Here is a 19,253-nt window from a genome sequence, read left to right on the forward strand (position 1 = left end):
TGCAGGTATAGCCCCCGCACATGACACGCCGTCACTTAAGTGTAATATGTCACACTTTCACACCTGTAACACCAGCCACAGAACTTTAACTCACCTGGGGGTGTTTTGTACGGGACGGGATGAGGGGGGACGTCGACAAGCAGGGAATTTTCACTGCACACGACTGGACCAATTCATAAGAAAACCGCCCCGGCTCCGTGGTATAGCTTCAGCGCTCGAGCACTGACAGCGCTACATCCAGGAAGCGGGGCGGTAAATAAATAAGTAGTACTTATGCGGATCACATGTCCGGACTACTGATCCTCCATAACATCATGGCGAACAATGGTCTGGTCACGGCCAGGCCCCACGCCGATGTAGGAGATGCGGCAGCCGGAGAGCTCCTCCAAGCGCAGGACGTAATCCTGGGCCTTCTGTGGAAGCTCCTCAAAGGTCTGGCAACCGGTGATATCCTCATCCCAAGCTGGCATGGTCTCAAAGATGGGCTCGGCGTGGTGGAACTCAGACTGTGTCAGCGGCATCTCATCGTAGCGCTTGCCGTCGACGTCATAGGCCACACAAATCGGGATTTCACCGATGCCGGTGAGGACATCGAGCTTGGTGAGGAAGTAATCCGTGAAACCATTGACGCGAGTGGCGTAACGGGCAACAACAGAGTCATACCAGCCACAACGACGCTTACGACCGGTGTTGACGCCGATTTCGCCGCCGGTGGTCTGCAGGTACTCGCCCCACTTATCGAAAAGCTCGGTTGGGAAGGGACCTGCACCCACGCGGGTGGTGTAGGCCTTAATAATGCCCAGGGAGGTCGTGATGCGGGTTGGGCCAATGCCGGAACCGACAGAGGCACCGCCGGCGGTGGGGTTCGAGGAGGTCACGAACGGGTAGGTACCGTGGTCCACGTCCAACATGGTGGCCTGGCCGCCCTCCATGAGGACGTGCTTACCGTTATTGAGGGCTTGATTGAGCTCCAGCTCGGCCTCGATAACCATCGGGCGTAGACGCTCGCGGTAGCTCAGGAAGTACTCCACGATCTGCTCTGGGTCAATGGCCTTGCGGTTGTACATCTTCACCAGCATCTGGTTCTTGATGTCGAGAGCAGATTCCACCTTCTGACGCAGAATCGACTCATCGAAGAGGTCCTGGACACGGATGCCGATGCGAGCCACCTTGTCAGCGTAGGCTGGGCCGATGCCGCGGCCGGTGGTGCCGATGGCGCGCTTGCCTAGGAAGCGCTCCTGCACGCGGTCCAGAGTCTGGTGGTAAGGCGCAACGAGGTGAGCGTTGGCCGAGATACGCAGACGGGAGGCGTTGGCGCCACGGGCCTCCAAGCCATCAATCTCGTCGAAGAGAGCCTCGAGGTTAATCACCACGCCGTTGCCAAGCACCGGGGTGGCGTTTTCGGAAAGAATGCCGGCCGGAAGGAGCTTAAGCTCATACTTCTCACCGCCGACCACGACGGTGTGGCCGGCGTTATTGCCGCCGTTGGGCTTGACTACATAATCGACCTTACCGCCGAGAATATCGGTGGCCTTGCCCTTGCCTTCGTCGCCCCACTGGGCGCCGACAATGACGATCGCTGCCATTTTTGGTGTCACTTCCTAGTTATTGAAGTCAAATACGCACCTACTTTACCTGCCTTGCTGGTGTGGTGGTGAGTTTGTGACAAGGTCATCAAGAATTAGCGTGCTGGCAGCACGAGGCACGATCGCAGCAACTTCAGCAAAGATCCAACTAGACGCTTTCGGTATTTGTCTCGTCACCGTCTGAGTCCTCGTTATCGAAATAGATAGTGTCGTTGGTGAACGTCAGCCTCGACTTGTCTGGGGTACTGACGATGATGTTGTCATCAACAACGGCGATTTGAGCCTCAATGTCACCAATGCCAATTCGGTAGAGTCCGTTGCCCTCAATTTTCTTGCCATTGGTTGGGATTTCATCGTCATACTGGCTGAACTGGGTACTGTGCTCCAGTGGCAGGAAGGTCACTAAGTTAAATTCCATACCTTCTGGCATTGGGCTCTTACCGCCCTTAACGCCCCAACCCCCGCCATCGCCATGTGCACAGTCGATAGCGTTATTCTCCTCAGCGATTCCGCAGACCATATTCCAGCCATCGGCAGCGATAGTGAAGAGCTCTTCGCCGCGGAGGTCTTCTTCGTCTTGTGCTAGGTCCGCGGCCTCGGTGGGCTCAGACTTCACGTCAAGGTAGAAGATGTCAGAGTTCACACCGTCAAAAGAGTCATCCATCATAGGTGCTTCGGTGCCTGGACGCTTATAAACTTTGCCTTCAACACCAACAATGTCACCGTCGGTCTCGGACTCATAGGTGTAGCCCTCGCCATCCTCGCTGACCTCGAACGAGGAGGATGTGATGTAAAGAGCATCCTCGCTATAGATTTTGCCATTGACGAAGAAAGCAGGGACTTTAACGGATTCTCCACCGAACTTGCCCTCCAGCACCACGTAACTGAGGAACTTGCAGGGGTCATATTCATCCTCGCCGATGGTGAGGTCCTCGAATTTCTCGGTAGAGCCCTTCACAAAGGCCTCCTTGTTCTCCAGCACCTTACCGAGTTCGGTGTCCTCCAGCTTCGTGCCTTCCCCGCAGTTGGCGCTCGTAGCAGATGCGGCCGAGCTGCTGGACGATGAGGTACTCGAGGTCGTTGGTGCTTCCACGCTCGACTCTGCCAGGGTTATCGCCGCTGCCGTGGTTAAAGTGGGTTCTTCGGTTTTATCACCAGAGCCTCCGCCAAAGGTGCAGGCGCTTAGCGTCAAGCCGGTAGCGGAGAGGAGTGCGAGAGTAGTCATGCGAGCAGACACGGTGGGAAACCTCCAAGGAAAAATGGGATTCTTCTAGAACTCTTCGATATAGGAAACCTTGTGGGGTCGAGTGCCAGACTACCCAGTGCTTGTGATGTGCACTACAAAATTGGGCAAGGCTCCCCGTTTCTCGGTTGATCAACTGCCTGCCATTACAGGTTTGTCGATAGGGCTTCTATGATCTTTGTATGTTCTGTGCGCTTTTGGACTGCGGCGGCCAGTTCGCAGTCACAGCTTCCGCTCCCCTTGCCCACGCTGAAGAGCGAGGACTTAAAGTACGGCGACTGCAGGTGAGCGAGGTTCCCACCCGCGCCGAGCTCAAACAGCTTGATGCGCTGGCGAAGGAGATCCTGCCAGAGGACCCAACTCCAACGCTCGATGAGATCGCTGCACAGCCGGACGTGGACCATTTAGGAAGGCCTGCCGCAGCACCGCAAGCACGATTCTTGCGTGAACCGCTGCGCGTAGTCGTCGTAGGTAGCGACGCGGCGCTGAGCGCCGTGCTCACCCGGTTGATGCGGGCTGATTACCTGTGGGCTGAGGTAGGCTTCGTGCCAACCGATGAGACATCGACGGCAGCGATGAATTGGGGACTGCCTACATCCGCTGAAGACGCGCTCTCGTTTGCGTTGAGTGCACCGGTTAAACCTGTACCCCTCATTCGCAATGACGCGGGGCTTGCTGTAGCGGGTGCGGCCACTATTGCCGAGTGGACGGATGAGGAGATAACGGGCGAGATTATCGTTGATGACGACGTACTGCTGCGCGCAGACCGCGAGAAACACGTTTTTGGTGCTCGCCTCGTGCCAATGACCGATGCTCCGGGCATCGTGGCGGCGAGGGCAGTATCGAGCTTTGCGGCGGATGCCTCGCCACGACGAGGGGTGTTCGGCCGGCTGCGCAAGCACGTGCAGCCAGGGCAACTCGACCCAGCCAGCGTAGTCAGAGGAAGGGCGGTGCAGGCAGGGGGGCCGTCGCTAAGCATCAGCGTCGATGGAGTCCGCGCACCGCGCCCAGTCAAACGCGTGACGTTCTACCGTCACCTGCGCGACCTGCAGATAGTGCGGCCTTAATTATCCTGCTAAATGATCCGATCAATCTGGCTCAGTACTGGGACCACTAATGTGGGAGCCAGCACGAAATGTCGTTTAAGCTCAATTCTCGAGCCCGAGTTTGAGGGTAAAACGAAATGAGGATCCGACCAGCATTACCTTTCGGTACTAGGCTCGGAACCGGATCCTCACCGCATGCGCATTGTGCAATGCACCTAGGCGGTATGCGGAAAACTCTACCATTCTCGACTCGTCAAAAGCTATCCACCGGAGAAAACCTACAAGGTGTATCACCTTAGTGGGCCCAAGCACGCCTTAACTCTCACTACCGCTGGTGAGCAGGAAATCCTGCACGAAGCAAGTGGACGCGGCTCCGCGTTTGTGAAGAGACCCCGGTACTTTCAGAGTAGTTCTCTGTTGGCTGCCAAAGTCACATCTGATTTGCCTTCACCGACCAAGTAGTCCGAATGATTTCCGAATTCGCACTGCTAAAGTTGCGGCCCTAGTCATCCTTAATCTTCGTCCTCCAGTACTTCTGGAGGGTAGGCCGGGTGATTCGACGTGGGCGCAAGCTGGGCCACGGCGGACTCGCGGGACATGCCGCAAATCATGAGCAAGTCCACAATGATAGAGCGCGTCTGGGCCAAGACCGAGTACGCGGAGAGCACTGGGTTCTCCCCCGCGATATCCATTGAGGAACGCGCAGCGAGCTGGCGCAGGCGGTGAACGATGTCCGGGATGGCATGGGCCTCATCCACGCGGCGCTCACGTGCGGATTGGTGACTGTAGAGGCCGGACAGTTCCATCATGATGTCCGAGAGGGCGTCGATAAGCTCAATCTGCTCAGTAGTGGCCTTGTCACCGTCCTCAGACAGAACAAGCGCGCGACGCGACAGCACACGGGTGCCGCGAACAACGTTATCGACCGGGGTAAGGACACGCTCGAGAGAACGGACGTTGCGCTGCGAGCCCCACAGGAAAGGCGAAAGGCGGGCGGTTTCGGCACCGCCCTTTGTGGCGCTCAGCATGTTGTTGATATCGCCCTGCGTTCCGCGGACGGCATCACGTGCTTCAAGAATGCGGTGCGGATCGTCATCTTCCAAGCCTTTGGACACATCGTTGAGAACCGACGACGTGATGCCCAAGACCTTGGACACCTCCGAGCGGCCCGCGCGAAGGGGTGACGTAGGGATCAACATAATCATCGTCAAACCAATGACCGCGCCGATGATGGCGTCAATTGCGCGGGAAACGCCACCCATTTCTTCCGGGGGAAGGATGGTCGCGATAAGGATGGCGGCAATGACGATCTGATTGGACACCAGCTGCGAGCCGGTGACGAAAGAGCCAATGATGAGCGCCAGCCCAATAATGATGGTCATGTGAATCGGGCCGGTGCCAAGCGCATCCACGAGCAATGTGCCCACGAGAACGCCGATGACGCCACCGATGGCCATGTCCACCGCGCGATTGATGCGATCACTTCCGGAAAGCCCCAAAATAATGATGACGGCCATCGGTGCGAAGAAGGGCTGCTCGTGACCAAAGAAATCATGCGCGACGTAGAAGGCCAAGCCAGCCCCCAGGGTGCTCTGCAGCATGAAGACAAGACGGTTGCGCACACGCGTGAAGCGCGATTTGAGAGACTTATCCACCAGCCGCAGCTGCTCGCGGGTAGTCCTGCGAACGCGCGTGACGGTGCTCGACGTATTCGACGATGACTCTTGCGTTCCCATGGTTCCCGTATTTTACGCGACCTAGATAAAGGAGTGGCAAGGGTGAAGAAAGCGGAATGCAAAAAATAAGCACGATAGCCGTTCGAACCTCAAGGGTTCGGCAGCTATCGTGCTCAATTCTTGCAAGGGCGTGAGTGTAGGGCGTGCTCCCTCAACGGGATTCTGCCAGGCACCGGGCCCTCAGGCCGTTACTTGGACACGGTCTTGCCCACGGAGTGCAGGTCGGTGCAGGCCTCAACCACGCGGTCAGCCATAGCCTGCTCGGCCTTCTTCATGTAGGAGCGCGGGTCGTAGACCTTCTTGTTGCCCACCTCGCCGTCGATCTTGAAGACGCCATCGTAGTTGGAGAACATGTGGCGAGCGACCGGGTTGGTGAAGGCGTACTGGGTATCGGTGTCAACGTTCATCTTGATGACGCCGTAACGCAGAGCCTCCTCGATCTTTTCCTTCTCGGAGCCGGAGCCACCGTGGAAGACGAAGTCGAACGGCTTCGCGCCGTCCTCAAGGCCGAGCTTCTTGATGGCAACCTTCTGGCCCTCATCCAGAACCTCCGGGCGCAGCTTCACGTTGCCCGGCTTGTACACGCCATGGACGTTGCCGAAGGTAGCGGCCAGCAGGTAGCGGCCCTTCTCACCGGTGCCCAGAGCATCGATGGTCTTCTCAAAGTCCTCCGGGGAGGTGTAGAGGTTAGCGCCGGCCTTAGCCTGGACACCGTCCTCTTCGCCGCCAACGACACCAATCTCAACCTCAAGGATGATGTTGGCCTTGTTTGCCTTCTCTAGGAGCTCCTGGGCGATTTCCAGGTTCTCATCGATCGGGATAGCGGAACCATCCCACATGTGGGATTGGAAGAGCGGGAGCTCGCCGCGGTCGACGCGCTCCTGGGAGATGGCCATCAGCGGGCGCACGTAGTCATCCAGAACTTCTTTCTGGCAGTGGTCGGTGTGCAGAGCGATGTTGACGCCGTAGTGCTTAGCCGCCTCGTTAGCGAAGGCAGCGAGGGCCTGAGCACCAGCAACCTTGTTCTTCACGGACAGGCCGGAACCGAACTCGGCGCCGCCGGTGGAGAACTGGATGATGCCGTCGGACTCAGCCTCGGCGAAGCCGCGGAGTGCTGCGTTGATGGTTTCGGAGGAGGTGCAGTTGATGGCCGGGAATGCGAAGCCGCCCTTCTTGGCGGTATCAAGCATCTGGTTATAGACCTCAGGGGTTGCGATTGGCATGTAGATCCATCCTTTGGAGTTGCTGTGCAGTAAGCCGTGTTGCTCCATTGTCGAGCGAAACAACACGTTCCAACACCCAAGTATGCCTACTATTGTTGATTTGCGCCGTGAGATGCACTGTGATCTCACTTAAAGGGGGTGGCGCACGCCGGTGAATGTACGCCACAGCCAGGTAGTTTTTCTTACCTACTTAGATTTTGACTTGTGCTTCACAATCCGGGTGCAGGCTTCCAGGAGCATCCACCCGGACAACTGAACGGACAAGTCCCGCTCAGCCACGCGGATAATCCCGACCTTCTGCCCCAAGCTCGACGGCCCGAAGCCATAGTTGTGGGGCAGCTTGGCATCAGCGGTCCAGTCGGAGCCGAAAATGGGCAGCCCATCCACTTCGAGTCGGTGCTCCCACACGGACTCCGCGGAGCACATGACTAGGCGAGCAGCCAGCTTCTTCGTGGCACGGTTGGCGGGTGAATCACCGGGCAGGCGCACGGCAACATCAGCGAGATAGCGCGCAAGGATGCCCTTGAAAAGCCCGCCATCGCCATCGCCAGTATTCCAATCGATGACACCAGTGTGGGTAGCCATACCCGTGGCCACCGCCTGTACGAGGCTGCGAATGCGGGTGGTGTAGTCCATCATGTCTTTGGCCAGCTCCGCCTCGTGGATGGTGTCGATGGTCTCCAGGGAGGTCAGCCCAGACTTCTTACGCAAGGCGAGGACGATTTCCAGGCATGCGCCGAGAACCACACCCTGGCAATAAGGGTGGATGGCACGAACGATCTCGCGGCCATCCATGCGCATACGGATGCCATCCATGACGAAGCCGTCATCATCAATGAGATGGTCATAGATCCAGTCCACGATATGGCGGGCTTCCTCCAAGCGGCCCATGCGGGCCAACATGATGGCGCCGGGGCCATTGGAGGGCACGTTGAGGAAGGTTTCGCCCTCACGCCACGGCAGCACGCCCTCCTGGGCGTCAAGGCCCGCGTGGATATTGCCCTGCAGAGTGCCGAGCTTTTTGTGCGGGCGCAGCTTCTTCAGCTCGCCGGCGCGGGCCATAGCCAGGGCCATCCAGGCCTTGTCATCGTAGTAGCGGTTCTTCGTCAACGCGCGCAGGTTTCGCACGTGGATGCCACGGATGGTGTTCGCGATGAGTGTGCGGCGCATCTTGGTGTTCTTGCGCAGTGCGGCGTCGACTTGGCAGTCCAGGTAGTGAGCCTGCCACCAGTAGTGCCAATGGACGAAGAGCGATTCCTTGGTGGTGGGCGGCCAGCTCACCACGGCAAGGTTGGTACGCGGCAGGCCCCACACGGCGTGCGCGTGGCGCTCATTGATGGCTGTCTCCGCGAGGTCAGCGCGGTGGGCCCATTTTTCTAACACGTTTGTCTCATCATCCTGGCGTGTGAATTCGTTACCTCACATGTAAACATAGTGGGCGGGGTCTCACCATGCTTTTGACAAGTCTGCATGCTGGCGGATCCAGGCATGCATGGCAATCCCCGCGGCCACACCCGCGTTGATGGAGCGTGTAGATCCAAATTGGGCGATTGAACAGGTCATGAGTGCGGCGTCTTGGGCCTCAGGGCTGACGCCGGGGCCTTCCTGCCCGAAGAGGAGAAGGCAGCGCTCCGGAAGCTCTGCGGTTTCCAGGGGCACACACCCGGGGGTGTTATCGATGGCCACGACCGTGAGTTCCTGCTCGGCTGCCCACGCCATGAGCTTGCCGACGTCCCCGTGGTGCATCAAATGCTGGTACCTATCGGTCACCATGGCACCACGGCGATTCCAACGGCGGCGGCCAACGATATGCACTGTATCGACAGCGAAGGCATTCGCCGTGCGAACCACCGTGCCGATATTGGCATCGTTTTCAAAGTTCTCGATAGCGATGTGCAGCGCATGACGGCGGGTGTCGATATCCTCACGGATGGCCTCGCGCGTCCAGTAACGGTAGGCGTCAACGACGTTGCGGCGGTCACCTTCAGCAAGCAGCTCTGGGTCATACTTCTCTGCTTCGGGGCCTTCAGGCAGCGGACCCTCCCAGGGGCCTACGCCATGGCGGCCTTCGTTCCACTCGGTGGGGCCTTTAGCGTCCGTGACATCGGCCGGGTCTGCCTGGTGTGCAGCCTCGCTGGGATTCGCGGCGTCGCCGGGATTAGGCAAGGTCGAGGTCCTCAAGGCCCAGCAGGTAACGGTACTCCAGTCCCTCGGCGGCAATCGCGGCACCGGCGTCGGTGTTGCGATCCACCACGGTGGCCACGCCGACGACCTCGGCACCGGCCTTGCGCAGAGCCTTGACGGCGGTCAGTGGAGAGTTACCAGTGGTGGTGGTGTCCTCAACGACGAGAACCTTCTGGCCCTCCACGTTGAAACCCTCAATCTGGCGTTGCATGCCGTGCTTCTTGGCTTCCTTGCGCACGACGAAAGCATCGATGTCGCGGCCATCTGCATGCATGATGGACAGCGCAACCGGGTCCGCGCCCATGGTCAGGCCGCCGGCAGCGGCAAAGTCCCAATCGGCGGTGAGCTCGCGCAGCAGGGAGCCGATGAGACGCGAAGCCTCATGCTGCAGAGTGGCGCGGCGCAGGTCAACGTAGTAGTCGGCCTCCTTGCCAGAGGACAGCGTGACCTTGCCGTGAACAACGGCCAGCTCCTTTACCAGTTCTGCTAGGCGTTGCTTCTTCTGCTGATCCAGGCTCATCGCGCGCTCCTTTGTGTGTGGCTTGTTCCTAGCCTTTTGTGGCCTTTAAAAATCCGCCCTGTAGTCTACCCTCTCCCGCACGCGAGGCCCCCACCAGCCGAGGTAGGCAAACAAAGCTGGCCGCCAGCAGCCGGGGCCGGCGGCCAGAGCCGGCAGCCGCTGCTGGCGATGCGTCTAGTCGAAAATAGAGGAGCCGCCGTCAAGGCGGCGCGGCAGTCGCGCTTGATTGTGTTCGTGGGTGGGGTGTTCGTGGCCATCGGCAATAGCATCGACCTCGTCTGCGCCCAAGCTGGTGTGGTCGATGATGCCGCGAGCTTCACTTGCCGTGCGGCTTGGCATCACCACAGGCTCGGTGGGGCGCTGGATATTAGGGGCACCAAGGGAAGCATCACGGTCTGGGACCGCCGTGGGGCCGGTGGGCTCAGGTTGCGGGGGTTCGGGGATGTCGCGGCTTGGGTCGAGCTCCTCCACACGCAGGACCTGGGTCGCCTCAGAACGCGGTGGGAGTACCCGGGCGGAATCCGCGAGGAGGGCGAGCGGTTCAAGAAGCTCCTCCCACTCAGAGCTGCGCGCCTGCTTGGTGGTTTGGGCGAGGACCCACTCCCCTTCCATCCACACGGCCGTCACTGCGGCAGGCAGGGTCTGCAGGGCGTGAGTAACTCGGTCATCAATAAGCCGTTGGCCCACGCCGGCCTCGGATGCATAGATATCGAAGCCTTCCTCGGTGCACACATGCACCAAATCCTCGGAGGGGTTGTCCACAGTTTCCCCAACCCGGCGCATATCCACCACGATGTCGGAAGCCGCGCCGGTGCGCATGGCCATGACCGGAATAGCTCCCATGTCAAAGAGCAGTGTTTCATGGCCGCGGACGGTCCCGGCGACGATGTCCTTGGGCTCCTGGCCACGAGCGGCGGCGCCGCGCGTCCATTCATCAGCCAGGTAGGAGTCATGCTTGGCATAGTCCCAGCCGCGCTGCTGACCAAAGGCCTTGCGCTCACGGCGAGCGCTGCCAGGCACCAAGTGCTTGGCCCGCTCCGCACGCTCAGCAAAGCGGGGCGCCGGGAGTGGCTCTTCGGTGGCGTCGTCGGTGGCGTCGTCAGTGGCCTCTTCAGCCGGATCTGAGTCCGGGGTGACGGGGGCTGGCTCGGGTGTTGGCTCGGGAGCTGCTTCCGGTTCGGGGGTTGGTTCGTACTCGGGCTCTGGCAGAGGTTCCGGCTGGGGCTCTAGCTCGGGCTCGATGGTGGAGTCAGCGGCGTCGACCGTGGGGTGTGTGGTGCGCTGGCGCTGGTCCCACCAGAGCAGCGCTACGCCCGCCGCAAGTGCGGCGATGGCGAGGATTAAGAGTACGAAAGGCATCACTGACCGACTCTAATAGCCCGGCGCGCCCGATCCGTGCTGGCACGCTGGTCACGTACTGGTTTGGCAGCACAGAATCGCTAAGGCGAGCGGGCCGAGCGGGGCACTGTGGTGGGCGCGGGGCTGAGGGTGGTGCGATTAAACGTGGTCGCGGTCGCCGCGCTCGACGGGGTTCTTCGGGTTCGCGGACCACTGGGACCAGCCGCCCACGAAGTGGCGCAGACCGGTAAAGCCCACGTACTCGAGGAGGGCAATGGCCAGGGAGGAGTGGTTACCGGAGCCGGAATAGATGATGGCTCCGTCGGTGTTCTCCTTGGTCACGCCGTGCTGCCCCAAGATATCGAGGATCTCCTCCGGCGAGCGCCACACGGTCACACCATCCGTGTGGAAGAGGCGCTCCGGCAGGTTCACTGCGCCCGGGATATGGCCGGCCTTAAGGTCGAGGTTCTCGCGGCGGCCGGCGAAGCGGTTGCGCGTGCGGGCGTCGAGAAGCAGGCCCGTATGTTCCTTAACCTCATCGAGGGTGACCGTGGGCATGGAGCCTGGCTGAACCGTGATGGTGGAGGTCATGCCGAGGTTGCCCGGGCCGGTCATCGTGGGCAGCCCCTGGGCACGCCAGTTGGACAGGCCGCCGTCAAGGATGCAGACGTTCTGCACGCCCGCCCACCGCAGCGTCCACCAAGCGCGGCCAGCGAAGAGGCCACGGCCCTCGTCGTAGACCACGACTTCGTAATCCTCACGCAGACCCCAGTGGTTAATCCACTCCTGCATCTTTTCCGGCTTCGGGAGGGGGTTGCGCCCCGCCGTGGAGCCAGGCAGGCCCACGAAGGCGGAAGCGGCGTCCGCGTACTGGGCGGTGGGCACGTGGAGGGAGGAGAACTGGTTGAAGGCCTCGCCTTCACCAGGAGCCCAGAGGGAAGAAAGGATAGTTGTCTTGTCGCCGCGGTAAATCTTGTCACGAAGCTCGTGTGGGGAGACCAAAATGCTCATGCCCCTGATGATAAGGGCATGAGCTCAATGGCGCGCGGCGGCGGGTTTAGCGGCGCGCAGCCAGGTCGAGGCGTTCGCCGCCATCGGCCACGTCAACGTGCACGGTGTCACCATCCACGATGTCCCCGGCCAGCAACTTCTTCGCCAACTGATCACCGATGGCCTGCTGGATGAGGCGGCGCAGCGGGCGGGCACCGTAAGCGGGGTCATAGCCGCGCTCAGCCAACCACAGCTTGGCGGCATCAGACACCTCAAGCGTCAGGCGGCGACCAGACAAGCGGTCCGTGAGGCCCTTGAGCTGGATGTCCACGATGCCAGAGAGCAGGTCCGCGGTAAGCGGCTCAAACATGACAACATCATCGAGGCGGTTGATGAACTCCGGCTTGAAGTTGCGCTTGACCGCCTCCATGACCTCCTCCTTGGTGCCGCCGGCACCCAGGTTCGAGGTGAGGATGATGACGGTATTGCGGAAGTCCACGGTTCGACCTTGGCCGTCAGTCAGGCGGCCCTCATCAAGGACTTGCAGGAGGACGTCGAAGACATCGGGGTGGGCCTTCTCCACTTCGTCGAAAAGCACCAGCGTGTACGGGCGGCGACGCACCGCCTCCGTGAGCTGACCGCCGGCGTCGTAGCCTACGTATCCCGGAGGGGCACCGACGAGGCGCGCGACGGAGTGCTTCTCACCGAACTCGGACATGTCGATGCGGACCATCGCGGACTCATCGTCGAAGAGGAAGTCCGCCAGGGCCTTCGCCAGCTCCGTCTTACCCACACCCGTCGGGCCGAGGAAGAGGAAGGAACCAGTCGGGCGGTTTGGATCCGCCACACCAGCACGGGCGCGGCGCACAGCATCCGAGACCGCAGTTACTGCCTCCTTCTGGCCCACGACGCGGTTGCCCAGGACGGATTCCATGTTGAGCAGCTTCTCAGTCTCTCCCTGCAGCATCTTGCCGGCGGGGATACCGGTCCATGCGGAGACAACCTCTGCGATGGTGTCCGGGGTGACCTCCTCACTCAGCATGGTGTTGCGCTGCGCGGAGGCCTTTTCCTCGGCGGCGGCCAGCTCCTTCTCCAGTGGGGGCATCTTGCCGTAGTTAATCTCAGAGGCGAGGGCTAGGTCGCCATCACGCTCCGCAATTTCTGCCTGGCGGCGCAGGTCATCGAGCTCTTCCTTGAGATCCTGGACATCATCGATGGCCTTCTTCTCATTGGCCCAGCGGGCCTTGAGCTCACCGAGCTTCTCGCGCTCATCTGCTAGTTCCTGCTGGAGACTGGTCAGACGGTCCTTCGAGGCAGCGTCGGACTCCTTCTTCAGCGCAAGTTCTTCAATTTCGAGGCGGCGGACAATGCGCTCAAGCTCATCGATTTCTTGCGGGGAGGAATCAATTTCCATCCGCAGGCGGGAACCGGCCTCATCAACCAAGTCAATGGCCTTGTCCGGCAGGAAGCGGTTGGTGATGTAGCGGTGCGACAATTCCGCAGCAGAGACCAGGGCGGAGTCCTGGATGCGCACGCCGTGGTGCACCTCGTAGCGCTCCTTGAGGCCACGGAGGATACCGATGGTGTCCTCAACGGAAGGCTCGGCGGCATAGACCTGCTGGAAGCGGCGCTCCAGAGCGGCGTCCTTTTCGATGTACTTGCGGTATTCATCCAGCGTAGTGGCACCGACGAGGCGGAGCTCACCACGGGCCAGCATAGGCTTAATCATGTTGCCGGCGTCCATCGAGCCATCGCCGGAGGCACCGGCACCAACGATGGTGTGCAGCTCATCGATGAAGGTGATGATCTGGCCCTCAGAAGCCTTAATCTCATCGAGAACGGCTTTAAGGCGCTCCTCGAACTCACCGCGGTACTTCGCGCCAGCAACCATGGAGCCCAGGTCTAGGCTCAGCAGGGTCTTGCCCTTGAGTGACTCCGGAACGTCACCGGCCACGATGCGGCGGGCGAGGCCCTCCACAATGGCGGTCTTACCCACACCCGGCTCACCGATGAGGACCGGGTTATTCTTCGTGCGGCGGCTGAGCACCTGCACCACGCGGCGGATTTCCTGATCACGGCCAATAACCGGGTCAATCTTGCCCTCACGGGCGCGGGCGGTCAGGTCGGTCGCGTACTTCTCAAGGGCTTGGAACTGATCCTCGGGGTTTTCCGAGGTCACCTTCGCAGCACCACGCACGGAGGGGAAAGCACCTTTCAGCGCATCATAGGTAGCGCCGCGAGAGGTCAGAAGCTCCGCAGCATCCGACTGCGAACCCGCAATGGCGGCTAGGAGAACCTCGGTGGAGACGTACTCATCACCGAGCTCCCCGGCCAGCTCCTGGGCGCGGGTTAAGACGTTGAGTGCGTCGCGGTTAAAGTTTGGGTTCGCCATGTTGGCGCCCTCTGCCTTGGGCAGGGCATCAACGAGCTGGCGGGCCTCCTTCAGGACGGTCTCCGGATCCACGCCGGTGGCCTTGAGCACCGGGGCGGCAATGCCATCCTTCTGCTCGAGGATTGCTGCTAAAAGGTGTGCCGGACGGATATCCGGGTTGCCGTTGGTGGAGGCTACCTGCAGCGCCTGCTGCAGCGCCTCCTGCGTCTTAGTGGTGGGGTTGAACGAACTCATGATTAGTTTTCTCCTTGTGTTTCTCAGTCCTTCCCCTCCCCTTCCCACAACTCTTACGATGGTGGCCCGTGCAGTGTCGACCCGTGCGGTATGGGGAGGAAAAGGAAGCTTCACCGACTATAACGCCAAAGAACTTGAGTCTGTTCCACTCAAGTAGATCTTTTTTGGAAAACTTTTCAGCCCCTGGTTGATACTGGTGCGCTCAACTTTCTTGGATGCCGCCGGTGGAGACAGGATGAACATAAAAAATCCGCGTGCCACAGGCACGCGGACATCAGAGCTACGGTGCGTTTAGCTGCGCAGGCTGTACGCAAAGGAAGCGAAGACGATACCCACCACGGCGTAGTAGATGGACCACTTCTCTTCGATATCGATAGTGCGGAACTCGCCCACAGAAGCTAGGTGGCACATGCCATCAGCACCAGCCCACAGGGTGAAATTCTTGATATAGACCAAGCGATCTTCCGGCTCGTGGCCGGCCTCCCGCAGGGCTTCACGCGTGAAGCGCATGAGCAGAGCAAAGGACTCGCCCATCTGGGTTTGCTCCTCACCATCCTCACTGAGCGGGACAACGGAGCCAGACGCCGCTGCAATGCATGCGCTGTAGCGTTCCGGTTCCGAAATCGCGTACGCAAAGTACGCCACCGCAATGCACAGAAGCTTCTCGCGCGCAGGAGCATCCTCCGGGAGCTGGTCAAGGAGATACAGAATTCGACTCTCAAGCTCACGGTCCGTTTCCTGCTCGACGCGCTCACGCAGAACAAAGTCATTATCTGCAAGGGAGGCCACGAAAACATCGGACACGTTAAAGTACTCAGCAACGTTCTCAATGGTCACAGCGTGCATGCCGTTCTTGCCGGCTAGCTGAATAGCGCGTTCCATGATGGCAACGCGAGCCTCGTCAGCAGGTAGCGCAGTGAGGTCCTCAATGGCAGAAATATCCGGAATATTATCGCGGCCCGAATCATACTGACGCAGGCGCTCACGGTACTCCTCCATAGGTGCCCTCATATCCGGCGTCTCGCAGGTATCCGCGGCTTGAAAAAGGGTGCCGATAAGCGCCTTGCCCACTTCACGCAGGTTGAAACGACGGACTACCGAATGCTGATGGCGCAGGACTCCCAGCACACTGAGGTGGGCCATGCCATGGACAGTGGCCCAGCTGGCTACGCTCAACTTTGCCAACGTCGGCGGACACACATCCGGTCCCACCTCTAGCCCCGCATGCTCGGCGATAGCCACCATGTTCTCGTAGACAAGATCGAGCGCCATATTGTTGGATGGCTTTCCCTCACAGATGGTCCGCCATTCATCCTCCAAAACGCAGGCTTTTTGCTCGAAGAGGTAGCGGAATAGTTCCGGCTCACGCTCGGCATATTCGTAGTACGCCTCAGTGAACGTGGTGAGCTTGGTGAAAAGATCGGCGTAGCCAGGATTAGTTTCAAGGGTTTCTTTGAGAAACGACACCTTGCGCTGGGACAAGTACTCGCAGATAGCGGAAACAATCTCGGCACGATCGGAAAATACAGCAGTGACATCAGAGGGCTGTAGACCGGCATATTTGGCCACCGACTCCACTGTGACAGCGTCATCACCATGAGCAGCAGCAACATGGACCGCCGCCTCGAGGATGGCCTCACGAGGCGAATCCGCAAATAGATACTTCATGCATTTTCCTAAGCTTGAGCCCGATGGGTAAGAGGAGGGATAGGGCTAGGTTAACAGCTTCTCAGATTTTAGCCCGAATAATATATAAACAGCAATGTGCAGGCGACAGTTAGTTTCAACATCACACTGCCGCGGGGCAGTGACGCCACCACAACATCCTACCCCAAGTCTTCACACCATAAACATCCCCGGAAAAATATAATAACTTCAGCTTTTTCCTCGTCAGAGTTTCGCAGATTCGCCTTTCTACGATCGCATGCACTTAGTTGGCAATACCGCTTCGAAGTCCGCAATCCACCTTGAAAATGTTTAGACAACAAAAGCCCCGGCCGCAGCCGGGGCTAGAATAGCGCGAGATTACTTGCGTTCGCCGACGTGTCCGATGCCCTCCTTGAAGATGGTGCCACGCGGCGGCATCATGCCAGTGAACTTGAACACGAGGTAGATGACCACCGCAATGCCCAAGGAGACCCAACCGAAGCCTGCGGTGAAGCCATACATGACGGCCATCGGGGCGAGGATGGTCCAGGAGATCTCAAAGGGTCCGAAGCCGATGTAGGCCATGCCATACTCCGAAAGAGTGCCGGACTTCAGCTTCGGGTCCACGATCTTGAGGATGGCGATACCGGTGGCCACGGTAGCGGTGGCCCAGCCCCAACCAAAGATACCGCGCTCGATCCAGCGCTCGCCGAAGAACTCCGCCGGGAACCAGATAAGGAAGAACGCGCAGTAGATGGTGCCCAGAACGAAGAGCAGGAGGAGTGCCTGCCAGTAGGCCGCGACAGCTGCCGGCACGATGGCCGCCACGCCGAAGGCGATGAGGTAGTCGGTAGCAGCGCCGGACACGGAGCTCACGGTGTCCTTGTCCAAGTAGTCCTTGGCGCCCACCATGTTCATGATGGCGCGGAAGATAAGGCCCACGACCATGGACATGGCAAACAATGGGATAGAAACGTTCTCCCAGAGGGACGCGATCCCTTGGTTGATGCCGTAGGCGGTCATGACGGTCAGCGCAATGAAGCCGACGTGGAGGGTGATGGGCTCAATGGCGGAGGGGTTGGTTGTCGCACGGCCCACGGACGGACGGTCCTCAAGGCGGGAGATATAGCCGCGGCGCAGTTCCTCCGGAAGCTCCTTCGGCACATGCGACACCTTGCCTTTACGGATTCCCCAGTTACCAGCCACAATGCCGCCGACAATGGCGGCCAGCGTGCCCACCGTCGCGGACGTAAAGCCCAGGGAGGAAGCGGCATCTGCGCCCACGCCCTCCAGGGCGCCACCCACGGCTGCTGCGGTACCGAAGCCACCGGTGAAGCCCACAGGCAGCATCATGCCAAACCAGTCCGGGGTATCGAAGGTGGGCTTGAACAGGAGCAGACCCAGCACAATAAACAAGCCCCACTGGCCGGTGAACATCATGGTGGAATAACCCCACATGTTGCGAGCACCCTTGCCCATGTTGCCGCCCATCTCCATGGAGTAGGCCATAGACGCAAAGACCACCGCGATAAGCAGCGACGTGTAGCTGCCAAGATTATCGGACAGGCCTACCCAGCCCAGGACGTTGGGGCCAAGGATGAGGCCGAGGAGGCCCGCGGTGATGGGGGCGGGCAGGAGCAGATCCTGGAATACGAACTTGATCTTGTGGCGCAGTACGTTGCCGATGACCATGAGCAACGAGATCCAGCCGACATCGACCATGATCGTATACGCAGAGAATTCTTCCATGCGAAATCTTCCTTCCGTGCCGCTCATGGCGGCGTCATAGAGATAAGAGTCACCCTCTTCCGGGAAATGAACCGTAGATTACACTACAACCACATGCCTGCTATGCCACCCCTGCTTATAATCCGTGGGTAATTGATGGCTACCCCCGGCGACTATGATGGGCGGGCATGAGGGAACTGGGTGAGCATCTGCGCAATCACGCCGAGGAGTACCGCGACGCAGTACACGGTCACTTTTTCGCCACCGTGGCGCAGGCCCGCCAGATTTTTGCTCTCTCTATGAAAGACACCCATCCCTCGATGGCGCCGGCCTTGGCGTGGGTGTTGGAGAACCTCGAGGAGGGCAGGATTCCCCCCGATGTGGCCGAACGCCTAGGACGCTTGGGCCGCGAGCACCGCCGGCATGGTTTCCCACCGGAGATCTATCCCCAGTTTGAGGCTTCGCTTATCCACGGCCTCAGCGTGCTGGGGCTCACGCCGCATCAGTACAGCGTGGCCACGCGCACCATTTCTCGTATCTGTTCGCTCATGCAGGAGGCCGCCGCGCTTGCCGACGTCTCCGGTGTTGCTCCTGCCCATAGCGCCCAAGTCGTGGCCGTCGAGAAGCCGAATCGGCGCACGGCCGTAGTGCGGCTGGAGTCAGGTGTGCCAGTGGAGTACCGCGCGGGACAGTCTGTGCCAGTAACGTCGCAGCTCACCCCCGGCACGTGGCGTCTGCTCACCCCTGCCGCCCCGGCCGATCCCTCAGGCCAGCTGATTTTCCACGTGGCCCTGGCGGGTGAGGCCTCATCCATGTTGGCGAAGGCCAAACCGGGCGATTGGTGGACGCTCGGCGCCCCTACGGGTGATCCGGTGCGTCTCGGCCCCTCCACGACCCTCATCGCCTTCGGCACTGGGTGGGCCGGTGCGCGCGCCTTGCTTCTCGACGCCCTCCCCGACCTCCCCTCGGGCCTGCGCGTGGTCGTCGTCGCACCTACCCCGGGCAAGCACTATGACACAGAGTTTCGGGCGAACCTGCAAACGTTGGTGCCCTCCCTAAAGATTCAGCACATTGTTCGCGATGCGACCGATCCGTGGCTGCTTGGCGCAACCGCCCCGGCAGCGGGTTTCTCCCCCATCGTCGCTGCAGAGCCCATGGACCCGGTCCTTGCCGCGGGCACCGAGCGCCGCTTTGTGCTCATTGGCGCGGCTGACCGCGTCGAGGTAGCCCAGGCCGCACTACTCAAGGGCGGGGTAAAGCCGGAATCCATCATCACGGAAGGCTGGCAGCGCGGTAGTGAATGGACGGCGTCGGCAGCCGAGCTCGACGGCTGGGGCGGTGATTGGGAGGCCTGGGCCGCGTGGAAGAAATCCCAGTGGACCTAAG

General features: G+C 60.2%; 14 protein-coding genes. 2 read left to right on the forward strand and 12 right to left on the reverse strand.

Annotated features, from left to right (window positions below; all coding sequences use genetic code 11):
- Positions 1-293: 293 nt before the first annotated feature.
- Positions 294-1,586, reverse strand: coding sequence for an adenylosuccinate synthase (locus tag CSING_RS11605; protein ID WP_042532466.1), 1,293 nt, complete (start codon positions 1,584-1,586; stop codon positions 294-296).
- Between the two features lie 148 nt (positions 1,587-1,734).
- Positions 1,735-2,811 (reverse strand): hypothetical protein, encoded by a 1,077-nt coding sequence (locus CSING_RS11610; protein WP_236683979.1) that lies wholly within the window; start codon positions 2,809-2,811, stop codon positions 1,735-1,737.
- Positions 2,812-3,011: 200 nt separating this feature from the next.
- Between CSING_RS11610 and CSING_RS11615 the strand changes: the two genes are divergently transcribed.
- Positions 3,012-3,896, forward strand: a complete 885-nt coding sequence (locus CSING_RS11615) for a hypothetical protein (protein WP_042532470.1) — start codon at positions 3,012-3,014, stop codon at positions 3,894-3,896.
- 491 nt (positions 3,897-4,387) lie between these two features.
- Here CSING_RS11615 and CSING_RS11620 read toward each other — a convergent pair whose 3' ends face one another.
- From CSING_RS11620 to CSING_RS11665, 10 genes are all read right to left on the reverse strand, one after another.
- Complete coding sequence (locus tag CSING_RS11620) at positions 4,388-5,611, reverse strand: FUSC family protein (protein ID WP_042532472.1); 1,224 nt, start codon at positions 5,609-5,611, stop codon at positions 4,388-4,390.
- 188 nt (positions 5,612-5,799) lie between these two features.
- Positions 5,800-6,834 carry a class II fructose-bisphosphate aldolase gene (gene fbaA / locus CSING_RS11625; protein ID WP_042532473.1) on the reverse strand — a complete coding sequence of 345 codons (1,035 nt, stop codon included), beginning with the start codon at positions 6,832-6,834 and terminating at the stop codon, positions 5,800-5,802.
- 186 nt (positions 6,835-7,020) lie between these two features.
- A complete protein-coding gene (locus tag CSING_RS11630; RefSeq protein WP_042532475.1) occupies positions 7,021-8,217 on the reverse strand; it encodes a glycoside hydrolase family 76 protein in 1,197 nt (398 codons plus the stop codon).
- Positions 8,218-8,280: 63 nt separating this feature from the next.
- The gene (locus CSING_RS11635) at positions 8,281-9,000 is read right to left on the reverse strand and encodes a TrmH family RNA methyltransferase (RefSeq protein ID WP_084226213.1); all 720 of its coding nucleotides are present in this window, start codon (positions 8,998-9,000) and stop codon (positions 8,281-8,283) included.
- The gene (pyrE, locus tag CSING_RS11640; RefSeq protein ID WP_042532479.1) at positions 8,993-9,538 is read right to left on the reverse strand and encodes an orotate phosphoribosyltransferase; all 546 of its coding nucleotides are present in this window, start codon (positions 9,536-9,538) and stop codon (positions 8,993-8,995) included. The genes CSING_RS11635 and pyrE overlap by 8 nt, the downstream gene beginning before the upstream one ends.
- Before the next feature lie 174 nt (positions 9,539-9,712).
- Positions 9,713-10,897 (reverse strand): type III secretion system chaperone family protein, encoded by a 1,185-nt coding sequence (locus CSING_RS11645; RefSeq protein WP_042532481.1) that lies wholly within the window; start codon positions 10,895-10,897, stop codon positions 9,713-9,715.
- Between the two features lie 138 nt (positions 10,898-11,035).
- A complete protein-coding gene (locus CSING_RS11650) occupies positions 11,036-11,887 on the reverse strand; it encodes a sulfurtransferase (RefSeq protein ID WP_042532483.1) in 852 nt (283 codons plus the stop codon).
- A gap of 46 nt (positions 11,888-11,933) precedes the next feature.
- Positions 11,934-14,492 (reverse strand): ATP-dependent chaperone ClpB, encoded by a 2,559-nt coding sequence (gene clpB / locus CSING_RS11655; protein WP_042532485.1) that lies wholly within the window; start codon positions 14,490-14,492, stop codon positions 11,934-11,936.
- A 291-nt stretch (positions 14,493-14,783) separates the two neighbouring features.
- Positions 14,784-16,160: a TetR/AcrR family transcriptional regulator gene (locus tag CSING_RS11660; RefSeq protein WP_042532488.1), complete on the reverse strand. Its 1,377-nt coding sequence runs from the start codon at positions 16,158-16,160 to the stop codon at positions 14,784-14,786.
- A gap of 357 nt (positions 16,161-16,517) precedes the next feature.
- Complete coding sequence (locus CSING_RS11665) at positions 16,518-17,888, reverse strand: sodium/glutamate symporter (RefSeq protein WP_042532490.1); 1,371 nt, start codon at positions 17,886-17,888, stop codon at positions 16,518-16,520.
- 167 nt (positions 17,889-18,055) lie between these two features.
- On the opposite strand from CSING_RS11665, the gene CSING_RS11670 reads away from it, so the two are divergent.
- Positions 18,056-19,252, forward strand: a complete 1,197-nt coding sequence (locus CSING_RS11670) for an FAD-binding oxidoreductase (protein ID WP_042532492.1) — start codon at positions 18,056-18,058, stop codon at positions 19,250-19,252.
- The last annotated feature ends 1 nt before the right edge of the window (position 19,253 follow it).

It is taken from the genome of Corynebacterium singulare (assembly GCF_000833575.1).
GTDB lineage: Bacteria > Actinomycetota > Actinomycetes > Mycobacteriales > Mycobacteriaceae > Corynebacterium > Corynebacterium singulare.